Origin of the sequence: Bacillus sp. GbtcB10, assembly GCF_019091365.1 — a bacterium.
Lineage (GTDB): Bacteria > Bacillota > Bacilli > Bacillales > Bacillaceae > Bacillus > Bacillus altitudinis.
This window is the reverse complement of sequence record NZ_JAGXJP010000001.1, coordinates 386123-401216: the sequence shown is the minus strand read 5'-3', so window position 1 is coordinate 401216 and position 15094 is coordinate 386123. Positions and strand designations below refer to the sequence as shown.

The window sequence follows — 15094 nt, the reverse complement described above, 5'->3', positions numbered from 1 at the left end:
ATACGATGGCTGTCAGCTGTTTATTGGACAGATGCTTCCTTTAAAATAGCTGCCGCAGTCAATTCATCGGTGACGAGCACCTGAATAAAGCCGCCGTTTAAAGCCCCTAAAATACTTTCAGCCTTATGGGTTCCTTCCACAACTGCGATGACTTTTTTCACGCTCTTTAATTGTTCTAACGATAATCCAATCACCTTTTGGTTCAGCTCATCTTGGACTGGTTTCCCTTCCCCGTCAAAGAAACGAAAACCAATATCACCAACAGCTCCTGATTGCCTTAAACCAGACAAATCTTCTTCTTTTAAATAACCGACTGTTTTCAATGTAGAGCCTTTATGCGGATTCCCAATACCGATCAGGGCAATATCAACATTTCTGCCTTCTTCAAGCACAGCTTCTATGTCCTGCATCGCCATCAGCCGCTCTTTTAATTCTTCTGTTTCTAAAATCGCAGGTGCATATAAATAGGAGCACGTACCATTCATCTTCTTTGCCAGCTCATATGCCAGCTGATTCGCGTGAATGTCGACTGCCTGCCTGCCCATTCCGCCCTCTAAAGGAATGACTTTGACATCGTTTCTTCGCTCAAATGGATATTCCTTCACTAGCTCGGCAAGTGTGGTTCCCCATGAAATACCGATTTTCTCAGCGCCTTTCATGTTTTTAGAAAGATAATAGGCGCCCGCTTGACCGACTGCCCGTTTGACCATCTCAGACATTGTCCCGACACTTGGGACAACGACAGCATCCGTTAATTGAAAGGTCGTTTCCAGCTGCTTTTCAAGTTCCACTGTATGAATACTTTCGTCTTTAATGTACACTTCAACGATTCCCACATCTTTTGCTTTTTGTAAGAGCTTTGAAATGACTGGTCTTGAGACATTGAGCTTTTTTGCAATCTCCTGCTGCGTCCACCCGTCTGTATAATAAAGATGAGCAACCTTGACGAGCTGTCGTCTTTCTTCCCAATTCAGCATGTGACATCATCCTTTTAATATACTATGATTACCAGTATACCAAACATTCGTTTCTAATTGGAACAATTGTTATGAAAATAAAAAAAGAGCGATTAACTCTCCGCTCTTTTTCCCTCGCTATATTTAGGCTGATACGTTCTCCCGCCATCTAATAAGAGTATCTGTCCGTGCAAATAGCTTCCCTCGTCACTTGCGAGAAATAAAGTGACTCCAGCAATATCTTCTGGTTTTCCTAATCTCCCGATAGGAATAAGGGATCGAAGCTGACTTTTCTCAAGCTCAGTCGGATAGAGCGTATCAAGCATCTGAGATTCAATGACGCGCGGTGCAATGACATTGATGCGGACATGATGGGAACCCAATTCCTTTACAAGCGAACGCATGAGACCAAATGCCCCGGCTTTTGACGCGTAATACTGGATGCCGCCGCCAGAGCCTGTTATCGCAGATCCTGATCCAATAATGACAACGCTGCCTTCTTTCCGCTCACATAGATAGGGTGCTAATGCTTTGATGCAGTAGAAAAGACCATATAGATTCACAGCCAGTGTCTTTTTCCAAAGTGAAAAATCAACCTCTAAAAAAGGAAGGGATTTCGTCATTCCTGCTGAATAGACAAGATGCCCAATGCCACCCAACTCCCTTTCAGCTGCTGACGCCATTTGCTGAACACTTTCCCACGATGAAACGTCAGCTTGGAACGTCAGCAGCTGAGGATGTTGCTGTTTTAAAAGCGAAAGTCCCTGTTCATCTATATCTGACACAGCTACACGATGCCCTTCTTTTAAAAAACGCTGAGCAATTTCTTTGCCGATTCCTTGGGCGCCACCTACGATGAGAACTGGTTTTTGTTGATTAGCCAGCGCTCTCACCCCCATCAAGCATAATTGCTGCTCCATCTGTAAATGCACCGTACGATGTACTTAAGAAAACCGTCATATGAGCCACCGTCTCCTTGATTTGCTCTTTGTCAGTAAGCAAATGGAGAGGCGGCGGAAGTAGTGCCAATACCCGGATGCCTTTGTCTTTAAATTCGCGCGCTAATCCTTTTGTCATGGCATTCAACATACTATTTGATGTAGCATGTGAGATCCCGCCATCACCTGTTATGCTGCCTGATGAGGAAATATTAATGATGCAGCCCTGCTTCTGATCCACCATATGCCACACAGCGGCTTGACTGGAAAGAAAGACTGTATTTACGGATCTTTCCACTTCATCGACCCATATCTCAGGACTTACGTCATCAATCTCCTCATCTGCTTTTTGCTCGGCTTGATTGACTAAAATATCAAGCTTGCCGCATGTATCGATGACTTGTCTTAGCATAAGCGTAGCATCACGCGGTGTCTCAAGCGGATTGATGACAACAGTCGATTGGCCGCCTAATTTTTCAATGTCTTCGCTTATCGACTTTGCTTTTGATTCATCACCAAAAGCGTGTATGAAAACATGTGCACCTGCCTGGGCCAAAGCCAGGCAGATGGCTTCTCCAAATCCATCTGTGCTATCTGTCACAAGTGCCACTTTCTGATGAAGCTGGACGTGCACACGGATCTCCTCCCTATCCCTTGTTTGGCATTTATTTTCTCAGCTTACTCACAATATCAAGAGCTGCTTCATAAAAGCCTTCTGAGATGGTTGGATGCGGGTGAATCATTTTGGCCATCTCTTCAGCTGTTCCTTCTAAATACATAAATGAGGAAGCCTCTGATATCATCTCCGTTACATGCGGACCAACCATTGTAGCGCCAATGACTTCACCATATACGGTATCGTACACGAGTTTAATAAAGCCGGTTTGAACACCTGCTGCCAACGCTTTTCCACTTGCAGCTAAATCAAATCGCTCTGCCCGCACGTTCAGCCCTTTCGCTTTCGCCTCTTTCTCAGTCAGTCCAACACTCGCTACCTCTGGCAATGTATAAATACATCTAGGAACGATGTCGTGATTCATTCTTTCAGGCTCGCCGCATATATTGCTAACCGCAACGGCTGCCTCTGCCATCGCCGCATGAGCGAGCTGATAGCCGCCGGCTACATCGCCAATTGCATATACACCTTCAGCACTTGTCTTCATCTCGTCGTTTACTTTAATAAAAGGGCCATCCAGCTGAAGATCCAGCTGACTGACAGCAGAGACATTTGGTCTTCTTCCGACACAAACTAACAGTCTTTCAGCCGTAAAGATGTGCGTCTCTCCTTTATCGTCTGTCGCATGAATCGCTTTGACTCCTTCGCTTTCTGTTACCTCTGTCACCGTCGTTTTCTTTGCGATATGGATGCCTTTTTTCTTCAATTCTTTTTCTAGTAATTTCGACGCTTCTTCATCTTCCTGCGGAATAATCGACGGAGCGGCTTCTATAATGGTGACTTTTGATTGGAGACTCTGGAAGATACAGGCCAGCTCAAGACCAATTACACCCCCGCCAATGATGACGACAGATGCAGGAATATCTGGGATGTCAAAGATCGTATCACTTGTGTCAAATTGAATCTCTTTGAGCCCTGGAATAGGCGGAATAGCAGGTGATGAGCCAGTGGCAATGATCAGCTCTTTTGTTTCAATCGTTTCTGACCCATCTTGTTTTTCAATGTCAATGCGATTTTTTGTGACAGCTGTCCCTCTGCCGTTATATACATCAATCTTTCCTTGCTTTAATAAAAAGGCGATTCCGCCCCTGAGTTTTTCGATGACATCATCTTTACGTTTTCTCATTTTATCAAAAGAAAGAACCATCTCACCTGTTTCGATTCCCCAGCTTTTTGCTTTCTCAATGGATTCAATGACTTCTGCATGTTTGAGCAGTGTCTTTGAAGGGATACAGCCTCGATTTAAACAAGTCCCCCCTAGAAAATCCTCTTCAATCAATGCAACCTTGTGTCCACGTTCAGCGGCTTGAAGGGCGGCAGTGTATCCGCCAGGCCCTCCGCCAATGACTGTCAGATCATACGTTTTTGTCATCCGATTCATCTCCTACATTAGCAATTCAAATGGTTGTTCAAGCACTTTTTTAAGGTCTGTTAAAAAGGCCGCTGCTGGTGCACCATCTACCACTCGATGATCAAATGATAAGCTGACACCCATCATTGGCCGCACCTGAATTTCTCCATCGATCACTACAGGTTTTTCTTGAATGCGTCCAACACCTAAAATCGCCACTTCCGGCTGATTAATAATTGGGGTAAACGTATCAATGGCATACATCCCTAAGTTACTAATGGTAAATGTAGACCCTTTCAACTGGTCTGGCAGCAGCTTTTGATCGCGTGCATTTCGACCAATTTCTTTTGCTTCTTTTGTGAGCTGTTTCAGCCCTTTTTGATTTGCATGAGAAATGACCGGAACCATTAAGCCGTCTTTCACAGCAACCGCGAGACCAATGTGCACATCCTCATGGAAATGGAGCTCATTTTGTTCAAACGTCATATTGATTTGCGGATGGCGCGTGAGGACACTGCTGACCGCATGGATGATGATTTCTGTAAACGACAATCTGTAGCCTGTCTCTTTTTCAATCGCTGGGAGCAGCTGTTTGCGCACTTCTTTTGCTTTTGTCATATCAATTTCACTTGTTAATGTGACGTGCGGCGCTGTAAAGGCACTTTGTGACATGCGATCTGCGATCACTTTTCTCATCCCGGCTAGTTTTTGTGTTCTCACTGGAGCAGCCTCTGCCTTTTGTGCGCCTGCTGCTTTTACGTCACTCTTCATGATTTTTCCGTGGACGCCAGAACCAGCAACATTCGCTAAGTCGATCCCTTCACGAGCAGCCACTTTTCCTGCAAGAGGTGATACTCGCTGACCTTCCTCGCTCGTATGAAGGGCCGCTTCGACATCCCGTTTTTGAATTCTGCCTTTTGGTCCTGTACCAGATACTTCGTGAATGGCTACTTGGTGATCTTTTGCCGTTTTTCTCGCTGCAGGTGTTGCGCGTACTTTCTCACCCACCGTTGGTTCAACGTCAGTCGAAACAGATGGTTCAGATGGTGATGACGTTCCGCTGTCTTCAGAAGATGCTTCATCTGACTGCGCTGGCGGCTCGCTCGGTACCTGCTCATTTGCCTCTCCGATATATCCAATGACAGCATTGACTGGAATCTGATCATCTGCTTCGTAATATTTCTTTAGAAAAACGCCATCATCATAGGCTTCAACCTCGATATTGATTTTGTCTGTCATAATCTCAAATAGAGGCTCACCGATTTCAACCGAATCTCCTTCTTCTTTAAACCATTGAAGCAAGGTACCGATCTCCATCGTACTGCTTAGCTTCGGCATAAATATCTCTTTTGGCATGATCTTCTCCCCCTTTACTTAAGAGCGCACGAGCTCTTTTGCTGCTTCAATAATATCTGGCACTTGTGGAATGACTGCTTTTTCCAGCGTTGGGTTGTACGGTATTGGAACGGCAAGACCGCCAAGTCGTTTAATAGGTGCATCTAAATAGTCGAAGGCTTCACTTTCCGCTATCATACTCGCAATCTCTCCGCCGTAGCCGCCTCGTTTCACTGCCTCATGCACAACGATACATTTGCCTGTTTTTTTCACAGATTCAATAATGGTTTCTTCATCTAATGGGACGAGCGTTCTCGGATCAATGATCTCGACATCGATTCCTTCCGCTTCTAGTTCCTTCGCTGCTTCGAGCGCTTTGTGCACCATAATGGCTGTTGCGACAATTGTGACGTCCTTTCCGCTTCTCTTCACATCCGCTTTCCCTAAAGGAATCGAATACTGCTCTTCTGGTACTTCACCAATTGTTTTATATAAAAGCTTGTGTTCATAGAAAATGACAGGGTTGTCATCATCCATTGCTGCTTTTAAAAGTCCTTTTGCATCATAAGCTGTTGAAGGCTGAACCACCTTTAGTCCAGGAATATGAGCCATCCACGCTTCTAAGCTTTGGGAGTGCTGCGCTGCGGCACCTGTCCCGGAACCTGCTGGTGTTCTGACAACAAGCGGCACTTTCCCTTTTCCGCCAAACATGTAACGTGTTTTCGCTGCTTGGTTTACAAGCTGATCCATTGCAATTGTAATAAAGTCAGAGAATTGTAGTTCTAAAATCGGACGCATCCCTGTCAAAGCCGCTCCGACTGCGCCTCCTGCGATGGCAGCCTCTGAAATCGGCGTATTGCGGACGCGTTCTGGACCGAATTCCTCGATCATCCCGCGCGTGACACCAAATGCGCCACCGTATACGCCGATATCTTCACCTAAAATGAAGACATCTTGATTTTTTCTCATTTCCTGACTCATTGCTTCTCGAACGGCTTCTAAATATGAAATCTCTCTCACTGTCGTGTTTGTCACGTGATTCCCCTCCTAATTAGGCGTATACATCCTCTAATAGTGTGTCAATTGATGGTTCTTTACTATTTTTCGCAAATTCAACAGATGCCTCGATCTCTTGCTTCGCTTCTTCTTGTAAACGAGCAGCCTGCTCTTCTGTCAGAACATCTAGCTCCATTAAGAGTGACTTAAAGCGTTTAATTCCGTCTTTTTGTCTCCATTCTGTCTCTTCTTCACGTGTACGGTATTTTTTCGCATCACTCTTTGAGTGACCCTTCCAGCGATACGTTTTCATTTCAATGAGTGATGGCCCTTCTCCAGCTCTTGCACGGCTTACCGCTTCATCTACTGTATTCATGATCTCAACCATGTCATTTCCATCAACTGTTTTCCCTGGCATTCCGTAGCTTTCTGCTCTTGTTGAGATGTCTTCAATGTTGATCATTTCTTTCACAGGACCAGACATGCCGTATTGGTTGTTTTCACAAATAAACACAACAGGTAAATCCCAAATGGAAGCAAGATTCAGCGCTTCATGGAAGCTGCCTTCATTTGTGGCGCCGTCTCCGAAGAAACAAAGGACCACAAAGCCTTCCTTTTTCATCTTGGACGTGAGCGCCGCACCTGTTGCAAGTGGAATACCGCCGCCAACAATTCCATTTGCCCCAAGGTTTCCTTTTTCTAAATCGGCAATATGCATGGAACCGCCTTTTCCTTTGCAGTAACCTGTTTCACGTCCGAACAGTTCAGCCATCATTTTATTGACCTCTGCACCTTTTGCAATACAGTGACCATGTCCGCGGTGTGTACTGACAATCTTATCTTCATCCTTTAACACAGCAATAGATCCAACAGCCGATGCTTCCTGTCCAACACATAAATGGGTCGTTCCATGGATTAATCCTTTAGCAAAGAATTGATCGACCTTTTCATCAAAATATCTTACTAACCACATTTGTTTATATAAATCTGCTAATTTCTCATGACTAATCTGTTCAGGCAAAGTGATTTGTTTTTGCATTTCTTCTCTCCCCTTTACATTTGTTCTTATGTGTTACATTTGTAATTATCATACGTTTAACTCTCATTGAAGTCAAGCATTTCCGTTTATTTTTTAAGCGTTTTCATCTTTTTTCAGAAAAAAAGAGAAAGGCAAAGCCCTTTTCCAAAGACCTTCTCTTTCTCTCCATCTCGTACATTCTCATTCATCTGGATACATCATGATTTTGACGCTTTCACCTTCTGGATGCCTAGCGCATTCTATCGCCTGACGAAGCTGACTTAATGGATATCGATGCGTCACCATTTTTTCTGTATGAACGACCTTTGCTTTTAAGAGCTCCAGCGCTTCACGATAATGGTATGGATGCGACGAATAAGCTCCGACTACTTTCACTTCATCATGGAAAAAACGTTCTGCTGGAATGGAGACATCCCCTTTCGGAAAGTGAGCAAAGACCAAAATCGTTCCGCCTCTTGCGACAGCTTGAAATGCTTCTTTTAAAAGCGCACTGCTCCCCACAGAAATAATGACAAGGTCCGCTCCCTTTCCACCTGTTTCTTTCATGACGCGGTTTTCTACTGGCTCAGATGCTGGATGAAAGGCGACGTCCGCCCCAAGATTTCTTGCTTGAAGGAGCCTGTTCTCATTTACGTCTGTGATCATCACTTTTCCAGCCAAATAATATTTGGCAAGCTGTAATTGAATGCAGCCAATTTGCCCCGCTCCAAGAATCAACACCGAATCTCCAGGATGAACGGGCGCCCTTTCAAAGCCGTGAAGACAGCAGGCAACCGGTTCGACCATCGCTCCTTGTTCATATGAGACGTCATGTGGGAGTTTGCCCATTGTATGCTTCACATGTAAAGCAGGAACACGAATATATTCCGAAAAACCGCCCGGCTCTACATTTGTGGCTGCAAATTGCGGGCACATTGTATAAAATCCTCTTTGACAAAAGTCACAAGTAAAACAAGGGACATGATGCGCTACATACACCCTGTCTCCCGTTTGAACATGTGTGACGTGACGGCCTGTTTCGATAATGTCACCAGCGATTTCATGCCCTAGCACTGTGCCAGGAGGTACCGTCTCATGTGTCGCTTTATAAATATCCGTCCCGCATAACCCGCAGGCACGCATTTTTAATAATACTTCATCATCACCAATGGCTGGCCGCTTCCGCTCCTCGTAACGAATGTCCTCTGAAGAATAAAAGACAGCTGATTTCATTTAGCCGCATCCTCCTTTTCATCACATGTCGCAAGACTCTGCAAGGATTGAACGAGCTGCTTGTACTCACTCATCTCACTTGAAATCCAGTAGCGTCCGCCAAATATTCGCGCAGGTCCCACTCTGACATATACTTTCCCGATATGAGGATATGGTTTTAAAAACAATTTTCCTTTAATATCGGACACGACATATGTGTGCCACCTGCCAAAAGCACCTATTTTCAGCTCATCTTCACTAATCATGATATTCGTTGGCTGATTCAGGCCAGTGATGCTAGAAAGCATAAGGATAGGCAGCGTATAGACACCTAACACAGCTAATGGCTCAGGTCCTGCCGACATCAACGTATAAAGAGACCAGAGAAAAAACACACATATTAACAAGGCCGGAAGGAAAATAGAAAACATGGCAGACGTTCGGCTATAAGCATGCTGCTGCATGAGAGCTCCTCCTTTCAAATGACATGGAAGGAGCTTTCGCAGCTCCTCCACGCAATCATCGTTCACTTAATATGATCGATAATTTTTTCAATATCCTCTTCAATGCCAAATCCCGTTAAAAAAGATAACGTTTGAATCACAGGCGTTCCTTTTGTATCACTAACAGGCGTTGTCGTCACAATTAAATCAGCACCCTCCGCTTTCTGCGGAACCTCAGATGCCTTACACTGTTCAACGATGACATCGTATCCTTTTTCCTTTAATGTCTCTTCTACCTTTTTTGCCACAACCGTTGACGTAGCAACTGCCGTTCCGCAAGATACTAATATTTTTTTTGCCATGAGAATCCCTCCAGCTCATTTATTGATCTTTCTGATCTAAGCCCATTTCTTTTGCATACTGCTTTTTAATATCATTTCGCACCCAGTACCAAAGAAGCGCATATGCCAGTGCACACACAATCGCTGCAATGAAGTAAGGATTGCTCGGATCAAGAAGTCTCACCATGATCCAAGGAATGACGTGAGAACCAAGATCGATACCAGAGATCATATTTGCCCCTTCTGGGAAGTCGAAACCAACTGCTTTCCCCATTGTGGTGGCGAGTGGTGCAAGGTTCGTTGCAATGAAGAAAACAATCATTAAAGTAAAAATACTGTTAATGAGGCCGCGAATAATATTCCCACGAGCGGCTGCTACTGCCCATACGACTGTAAATGGCAGAACCGATAAGTCTGCAAACGGCAGCATACCATTGTAAGGAAGGACGACAGCAAGCAAAATGGTGATTGGCACCATCAAAAGGGCTACAGCCATATTCGCTGGATGACCAATGACAATCGCTGTATCCAAACCAATATAGACATTTTTTCCAGGGAAACGCTTTTGAATATAAGAACGAGCACCCTCAGAGATTGGAATAAGTCCTTCCATTAATAAAGCAACCATTCTTGGCATTAACACAAGCACTGCAGCCATTTGAATTCCAAGAGTCATGACACCTTTTGCATCATAGCCGCCAAGAAGACCAATAATGATACCAAGTATAAGACCCATCACAAGCGGTTCACCAAAGATGCCAAAACGTTTTTTCAAAGTTTCTGGATCCGCATGAATTTTGTTTAAACCAGGGATTTTATCAATCACGCGGTTTGACGCATACATGAGCGGAGCGAAGTTGACCGTTTCAGCATGAGCCATCGATACGCCTTTTAATCCGAAATGGTGTTCAATCGTCGGTGCCGTCCAATCGGCGAGTTTTAGTGTAATCGCAGAAACGATTAAACCAACGGCAAGAGCTAAGAACATATTATGATAAGCGTAGTAAGTAACAGAAGCAGCGAAAATCAAATGCCAGAAATTCCAAATATCCACATTCAATGTTTTCGTAAAGTTAACAGACAGCAAAATGACATTTAACAAGAGCACAAGAGGAATCATCAAAGGGGCAACAGGTGTACCAAATGAAATGGCGGCTCCAATCGGCCAGCCGACATCTAAAATATCAAGCTTTAATCCAAGAGAATTGACCATGGCTTTGGCTGCTGGTCCAAGACCGCTTACAAGTAAATTAATGACAAGATTGACCCCGACAAATCCAATTCCGATCGTAATACCTGCACGGAAGGATTTTTTAAATCCTTGCCTTAAAATCATACCGAATAACGTCATAATAATTGGGAGCATAATTGTTGGCCCTAAGTCTAAGATGAAATCGACGGCTTGCTTGATCATACATCCACCTCCTGATTTTAGATAAAGCGCTTACATTATGTCGTGAATAACTATTGGTTTAATTCTTTTTGAAGTACATCAACAGCTTCTTCATACGATGTCATCTGAGATAAACTTGTCATTACTTCTTCTTTTCTGAAAAGCGTCATCAGTTTCTCTAACATCACGAGCTGCTTACTAGGTTCAGAGATTGCCAGAACGAACACAATTTTGGCTTGAACTGTCTCGTGAGGGCTTCCCATCTTATGAAAAATAACAGGTTCCTTTAATGTCGCTACACTGATCGCCGGTTTGTTTACATGTTCAGGATCTGTATGGGGAATGGCCACCCCAAAGGTCGCAAGAGGAAGACCGGTCGGATATGTTTTTTCTCTTTCAAGCACTGCTGGTAAAAAGCTCGATTTAATATATCCTCCAGTTTCTAACCTTTCTGCTAAATAGGCAGTCACCTCCTCACTTGAAGATGCTTCGTATTGCAGCTCAATCAGTTGTTGATCTAACTCAAACAAGCTGTTCAAACAACCACCCCTTTCATTTGGTATAAATATGAACACATGTAACAAAAAGAATGAACATTTTAAAATAGAACCTTTTGTAAAGCGCTTACAAATAGATGTTTTATAAAATGTTCAATACTGTTACCTTTGTAAAGATATTATAATATTCGAAATTATAAGTCAATGTTCCTAGGAAAATTTTTATAAAAAAAGATGCAGCTTTTTGCCGCATCTCTTTCATTACATCACATCAACTTCTTGTTAAATATGGCTTCCTATATCTAAAAACTCAGCTACAAAAAGGTTGTCTGTCTGCTCTGTCATTTCTTTTTTTGTGCCGATTTTTTCGATTCTGCCCTCATTCATCACCACAACACGATCAGCGATATCAAACGCTTCTTCTTGATCATGCGTCACAAAGATGGTCGTCATTTGAAATTCTTGATGAACTTTTTTCAGCCAATGTCTTAAGTCTTTTCTCACCTTTGAATCTAGTGCACCAAAAGGTTCATCTAAGAGAAGAGCTTTGGGTTTAACGGCTAGAGCACGTGCAAGTGCTACACGCTGCTTTTGTCCACCTGACAGCTGCTCTGGATAACGGTGTGCATACTGCGTTAATTGAACGACTTTCAGCAGCTCATGCACCCGCTCTTTGATGTCTTTTTTAGGCAGCCTTTCACCTCTAGGTTTCATCTTCAATCCAAAAGCCACATTATCAAATACCGTCATATTTCGAAAAAGCGCATATTGCTGAAAGACAAAACCAATTTGCCGTTTTCGCACTGGGATGTGAGTATAATCCTGTTCTCCAAATAAGATCTGTCCTGCATTCGCATCATCAAGCCCTGCAATAATTCTTAATAAAGTCGTCTTACCTGATCCAGATGGTCCTAGTAAGGATATTAATTCCCCATTTCCGATCGTCAAATCCACGTTTTGCAAAACCTTCGTCTGCCCAAATTGCTTTGATATTTGTTTCGCTGTAATCCCCAAGGCTGATCCCTCCATTCATTTTGAACGCTTGCCAAGCCTGTGATCTCTCTGCTGAATGATCTGCTTGATGATTAATGTAATGACCGCTACAAACGCCATGAGAGAGGCCACAGCAAAAGCCGCTTGGAATTGATACTCGTTGTATAGAATTTCTATATGAAGCGGCATCGTATTCGTCATTCCGCGTATATGACCAGATACAACCGACACTGCACCAAATTCACCAATCGCCCTTGCCCCTGCTAAAATGGCGCCGTAAAAAAGGGCCCATTTTATATTTGGAAGTGTCACAAGGAAAAAGGTCTTCCACCCACTGGCACCAAGCGTAAGCGATGCTTCTTCCTCATGAATGCCTTCATTTTGCATAAACGGAATTAATTCTCTCGCAACAAAAGGAAATGTCACAAAGATGGTCGCAAGAATCATCCCCGGTACAGAGTAAATCACTTTCCATCCATTTGCTAAAAGCCACGGTCCTAAAAGTCCATTTGAACCAAATAAAAGTACAAATACAAGTCCTGCAATGACAGGTGACACCGCAAACGGAAGATCAATGACAGTCGTTAACAAACGTTTTCCCGGGAAATGAAATTTTGTGATGAGCCAAGCAGCACTGACCCCAAAAATCATTTGAAGCGGCAATGTGATCATCACAATGAAAACAGTCAATTTGATTGCCGCAATCGTGTCTGGATGTGAGATGGCAAGAAGATAAGAACTCCATCCTTTCTCAAAGGCCTTTGAAAACACAGCAATCAACGGCACGAGTAAAAACAAAATCAAAAAAACATACACCACACCAATCAACATACTCTTCACCGCTTTTGATTCCGTCACAGGACTCCTGTACTTGATGCGGTGCTCTTTAAGAAGCTCCCTTTCCAATCGTCTCACCTCACTTCCACTTGTTTTTTCCGCTCGACAAACCACTGCAATCCGTGAATCAATAACAAAATGACAAATGATAAGAGCAGCATGAAACAAGCAATGGCTGCGGCACCTTGATAATCATACTGCTCAAGCTTAGACATGATCATCAGTGGTGTAATCTCTGTTTTAAACGGAATATTTCCCGCTATAAACACAACGGAGCCATATTCACCGAGTGCTCTTGCAAATGCAAGAGAAAATCCAGTCATTACCGCTGGAAACAAGGCAGGCAGCAGTACATGAAAAAAGGTCTGTTTTCTTGTAGCACCAAGTATGGCTGCAGCCTCTTCCACTTCCTGCTCAAGCCCCTCAATGACCGGTTGAACCGTTCTTATGACAAATGGAATGCCAATAAAAATCAGTGCCAAAATAATACCGAGCGGGGTGTAAGCCACCTTCACATGCAAAAATTGCCCAATCCACCCATTCGGAGAATATAGAGTCGTCAAAGCGATGCCAGCCACTGCCGTTGGAAGAGCAAACGGCAAATCGATGAGGGCATCCAGGATGTTCTTTCCTGGAAACGAGTACCGCGTGAGAACCCATGCGATCAGTACACCGAAACCTGCATTGATGAGTGCAGCTGCAAAAGAAGTCGTAACCGTAAGCTGCAGCGACTTTAGCACCCGCGCATCACTAAAGACATTCCAAATTCCTTCTGCTCCTAATGAAGCCGTCCAAATAAATACCATAGATAAAGGAATCACGACAATCGCACTGACATAAACAAGTGTCACTCCGAGACTCAGCCCGAATCCAGGCAATACACGTTTTCTTTTATTGGCGGCAGCATAGCCTTTCTTCATCACGTCGCCCCCTATTTTTGTCCGCTATATATTTGATCAAATAATCCGCCATCATCAAAAAATCTTTTCTGCGCCTTTCGCCAACCGCCAAATGCCTGATCAATGGTCACCATATCAATCTCTTTAAATTGATCTTTATATTTGTTTAGCACTTCTTGATTTCTTGGTCGATAATAGTTTTTAGCCGCTATTTCCTGTCCTTTTTTAGAATACAAATAATCTAAATAAGCCTTTGCCACTTTCTCTGTTCCTTTTCGTTTCACATTTTGGTCGACAACGGCAACGGGCGGCTCTGCTAGAATACTAATGGAGGGACTGACAATCTCAAATTTGTCTTTACCTAATTCATGCAGTGTCAAATAGGCTTCATTTTCCCAAGCAATTAACACGTCACCAAGACCGCGCTCGACAAAAGTTGTTGTGGCGCCACGAGCACCTGAATCGAGTACTTCGACATGCTCATATAACTTTTTCACAAAATCCTTCGTTTTTTCTTCATCCCCATGAAAGGTTTTATCGGCATATGCCCATGCGGCTAAATAATTCCATCTTGCACCGCCTGACGTTTTTGGATTTGGTGTGATGATGGATACACCTGGCTGAAGCAAGTCATCCCAGTCTTTAATATTTTTGGGGTTTCCTTTCTTCACAAGAAACACAATCGTAGACGTATAAGGTGTGGACTGATTTGGAAATTCTCTTTGCCAATCCTTTGAAAGTAGCCCTCGATCTGCAATGGCATCAATGTCGTACCCAAGAGCAAGTGTAGCCACGTCTGCTTCGAGTCCATCAATAATCGATCTCCCCTGCTTACCTGATCCTCCATGAGACTGCTGTATCGTCACATCCTCACCGGTTTTGTCTTTCCAATAAATCTGAAAGGCTTGATTGTATTCCTGATACAATTCACGTGTAGGATCGTATGACACATTCAACAGCTCAATCTTTCCCTTTTGATTTGAGGCTTCATTCGCATTTGAGCATGCAGCACTTGTGATGATGAAAAGTGTCATCGCAATAGACATCCATATCCTTTTTTTCATGTTATCCGCTCCCTTTCACATTGAATAGTGACACCAACCTTGCCGTTTTCAGTTCTATACGCAAAAAAGGCCCTCAGCGATTGAAGTACAAAAAAGTCCTGTACGTCAATGCCAAGAGCCTTCGGTTGTCCGATCAGCTATGTAT

General features: G+C 43.6%; 16 protein-coding genes. All 16 read right to left on the bottom strand.

All coding sequences use genetic code 11. The features are described from left to right. Positions 1-20: 20 nt before the first annotated feature. Complete coding sequence (locus tag KVT11_RS02240) at positions 21-977, bottom strand: sugar-binding transcriptional regulator (RefSeq protein WP_007498849.1); 957 nt, start codon at positions 975-977, stop codon at positions 21-23. A gap of 92 nt (positions 978-1069) precedes the next feature. Beyond that, positions 1070-1855, bottom strand: coding sequence for an SDR family NAD(P)-dependent oxidoreductase (locus tag KVT11_RS02235; protein WP_024719604.1), 786 nt, complete (start codon positions 1853-1855; stop codon positions 1070-1072). Then, entirely contained in the window at positions 1833-2528 is a 696-nt protein-coding gene (locus KVT11_RS02230) for an SDR family NAD(P)-dependent oxidoreductase (protein ID WP_210552404.1), read from the bottom strand. The genes KVT11_RS02235 and KVT11_RS02230 overlap by 23 nt, the downstream gene beginning before the upstream one ends. A 31-nt stretch (positions 2529-2559) precedes the next feature. Continuing rightward, on the bottom strand, positions 2560-3942 hold the full coding sequence (gene lpdA / locus KVT11_RS02225; protein WP_008346251.1) for a dihydrolipoyl dehydrogenase: 1383 nt from the start codon (positions 3940-3942) through the stop codon (positions 2560-2562). 12 nt (positions 3943-3954) lie between these two features. Further along, positions 3955-5277, bottom strand: coding sequence for a dihydrolipoamide acetyltransferase family protein (locus KVT11_RS02220; RefSeq protein ID WP_210552403.1), 1323 nt, complete (start codon positions 5275-5277; stop codon positions 3955-3957). 18 nt (positions 5278-5295) lie between these two features. Further along, the gene (locus KVT11_RS02215; protein ID WP_026050078.1) at positions 5296-6276 is read right to left on the bottom strand and encodes an alpha-ketoacid dehydrogenase subunit beta; all 981 of its coding nucleotides are present in this window, start codon (positions 6274-6276) and stop codon (positions 5296-5298) included. Between the two features lie 31 nt (positions 6277-6307). After that, entirely contained in the window at positions 6308-7291 is a 984-nt protein-coding gene (pdhA, locus tag KVT11_RS02210; protein ID WP_008346257.1) for a pyruvate dehydrogenase (acetyl-transferring) E1 component subunit alpha, read from the bottom strand. A gap of 180 nt (positions 7292-7471) precedes the next feature. Continuing rightward, positions 7472-8503: an alcohol dehydrogenase catalytic domain-containing protein gene (locus KVT11_RS02205; protein WP_056704882.1), complete on the bottom strand. Its 1032-nt coding sequence runs from the start codon at positions 8501-8503 to the stop codon at positions 7472-7474. After that, the gene (locus tag KVT11_RS02200) at positions 8500-8946 is read right to left on the bottom strand and encodes a hypothetical protein (RefSeq protein WP_056704883.1); all 447 of its coding nucleotides are present in this window, start codon (positions 8944-8946) and stop codon (positions 8500-8502) included. The genes KVT11_RS02205 and KVT11_RS02200 overlap by 4 nt, the downstream gene beginning before the upstream one ends. A gap of 62 nt (positions 8947-9008) precedes the next feature. Then, positions 9009-9287, bottom strand: a complete 279-nt coding sequence (locus KVT11_RS02195) for a PTS sugar transporter subunit IIB (RefSeq protein ID WP_008346262.1) — start codon at positions 9285-9287, stop codon at positions 9009-9011. A 19-nt stretch (positions 9288-9306) separates the two neighbouring features. Further along, positions 9307-10680, bottom strand: a complete 1374-nt coding sequence (locus tag KVT11_RS02190) for a PTS galactitol transporter subunit IIC (protein WP_007498866.1) — start codon at positions 10678-10680, stop codon at positions 9307-9309. Positions 10681-10730: 50 nt separating this feature from the next. Next, positions 10731-11198: a PTS sugar transporter subunit IIA gene (locus KVT11_RS02185; protein WP_017359150.1), complete on the bottom strand. Its 468-nt coding sequence runs from the start codon at positions 11196-11198 to the stop codon at positions 10731-10733. 240 nt (positions 11199-11438) lie between these two features. After that, positions 11439-12170, bottom strand: a complete 732-nt coding sequence (locus KVT11_RS02180; protein WP_008346267.1) for a sulfate/molybdate ABC transporter ATP-binding protein — start codon at positions 12168-12170, stop codon at positions 11439-11441. A gap of 15 nt (positions 12171-12185) precedes the next feature. Next, positions 12186-13055, bottom strand: a complete 870-nt coding sequence (cysW, locus tag KVT11_RS02175) for a sulfate ABC transporter permease subunit CysW (RefSeq protein WP_217608988.1) — start codon at positions 13053-13055, stop codon at positions 12186-12188. A 5-nt stretch (positions 13056-13060) separates the two neighbouring features. Further along, positions 13061-13906, bottom strand: coding sequence for a sulfate ABC transporter permease subunit CysT (cysT, locus tag KVT11_RS02170; RefSeq protein ID WP_019743464.1), 846 nt, complete (start codon positions 13904-13906; stop codon positions 13061-13063). 11 nt (positions 13907-13917) lie between these two features. Beyond that, positions 13918-14931, bottom strand: a complete 1014-nt coding sequence (locus KVT11_RS02165) for a sulfate ABC transporter substrate-binding protein (protein ID WP_411231014.1) — start codon at positions 14929-14931, stop codon at positions 13918-13920. Between the last annotated feature and the right edge of the window lie 163 nt (positions 14932-15094).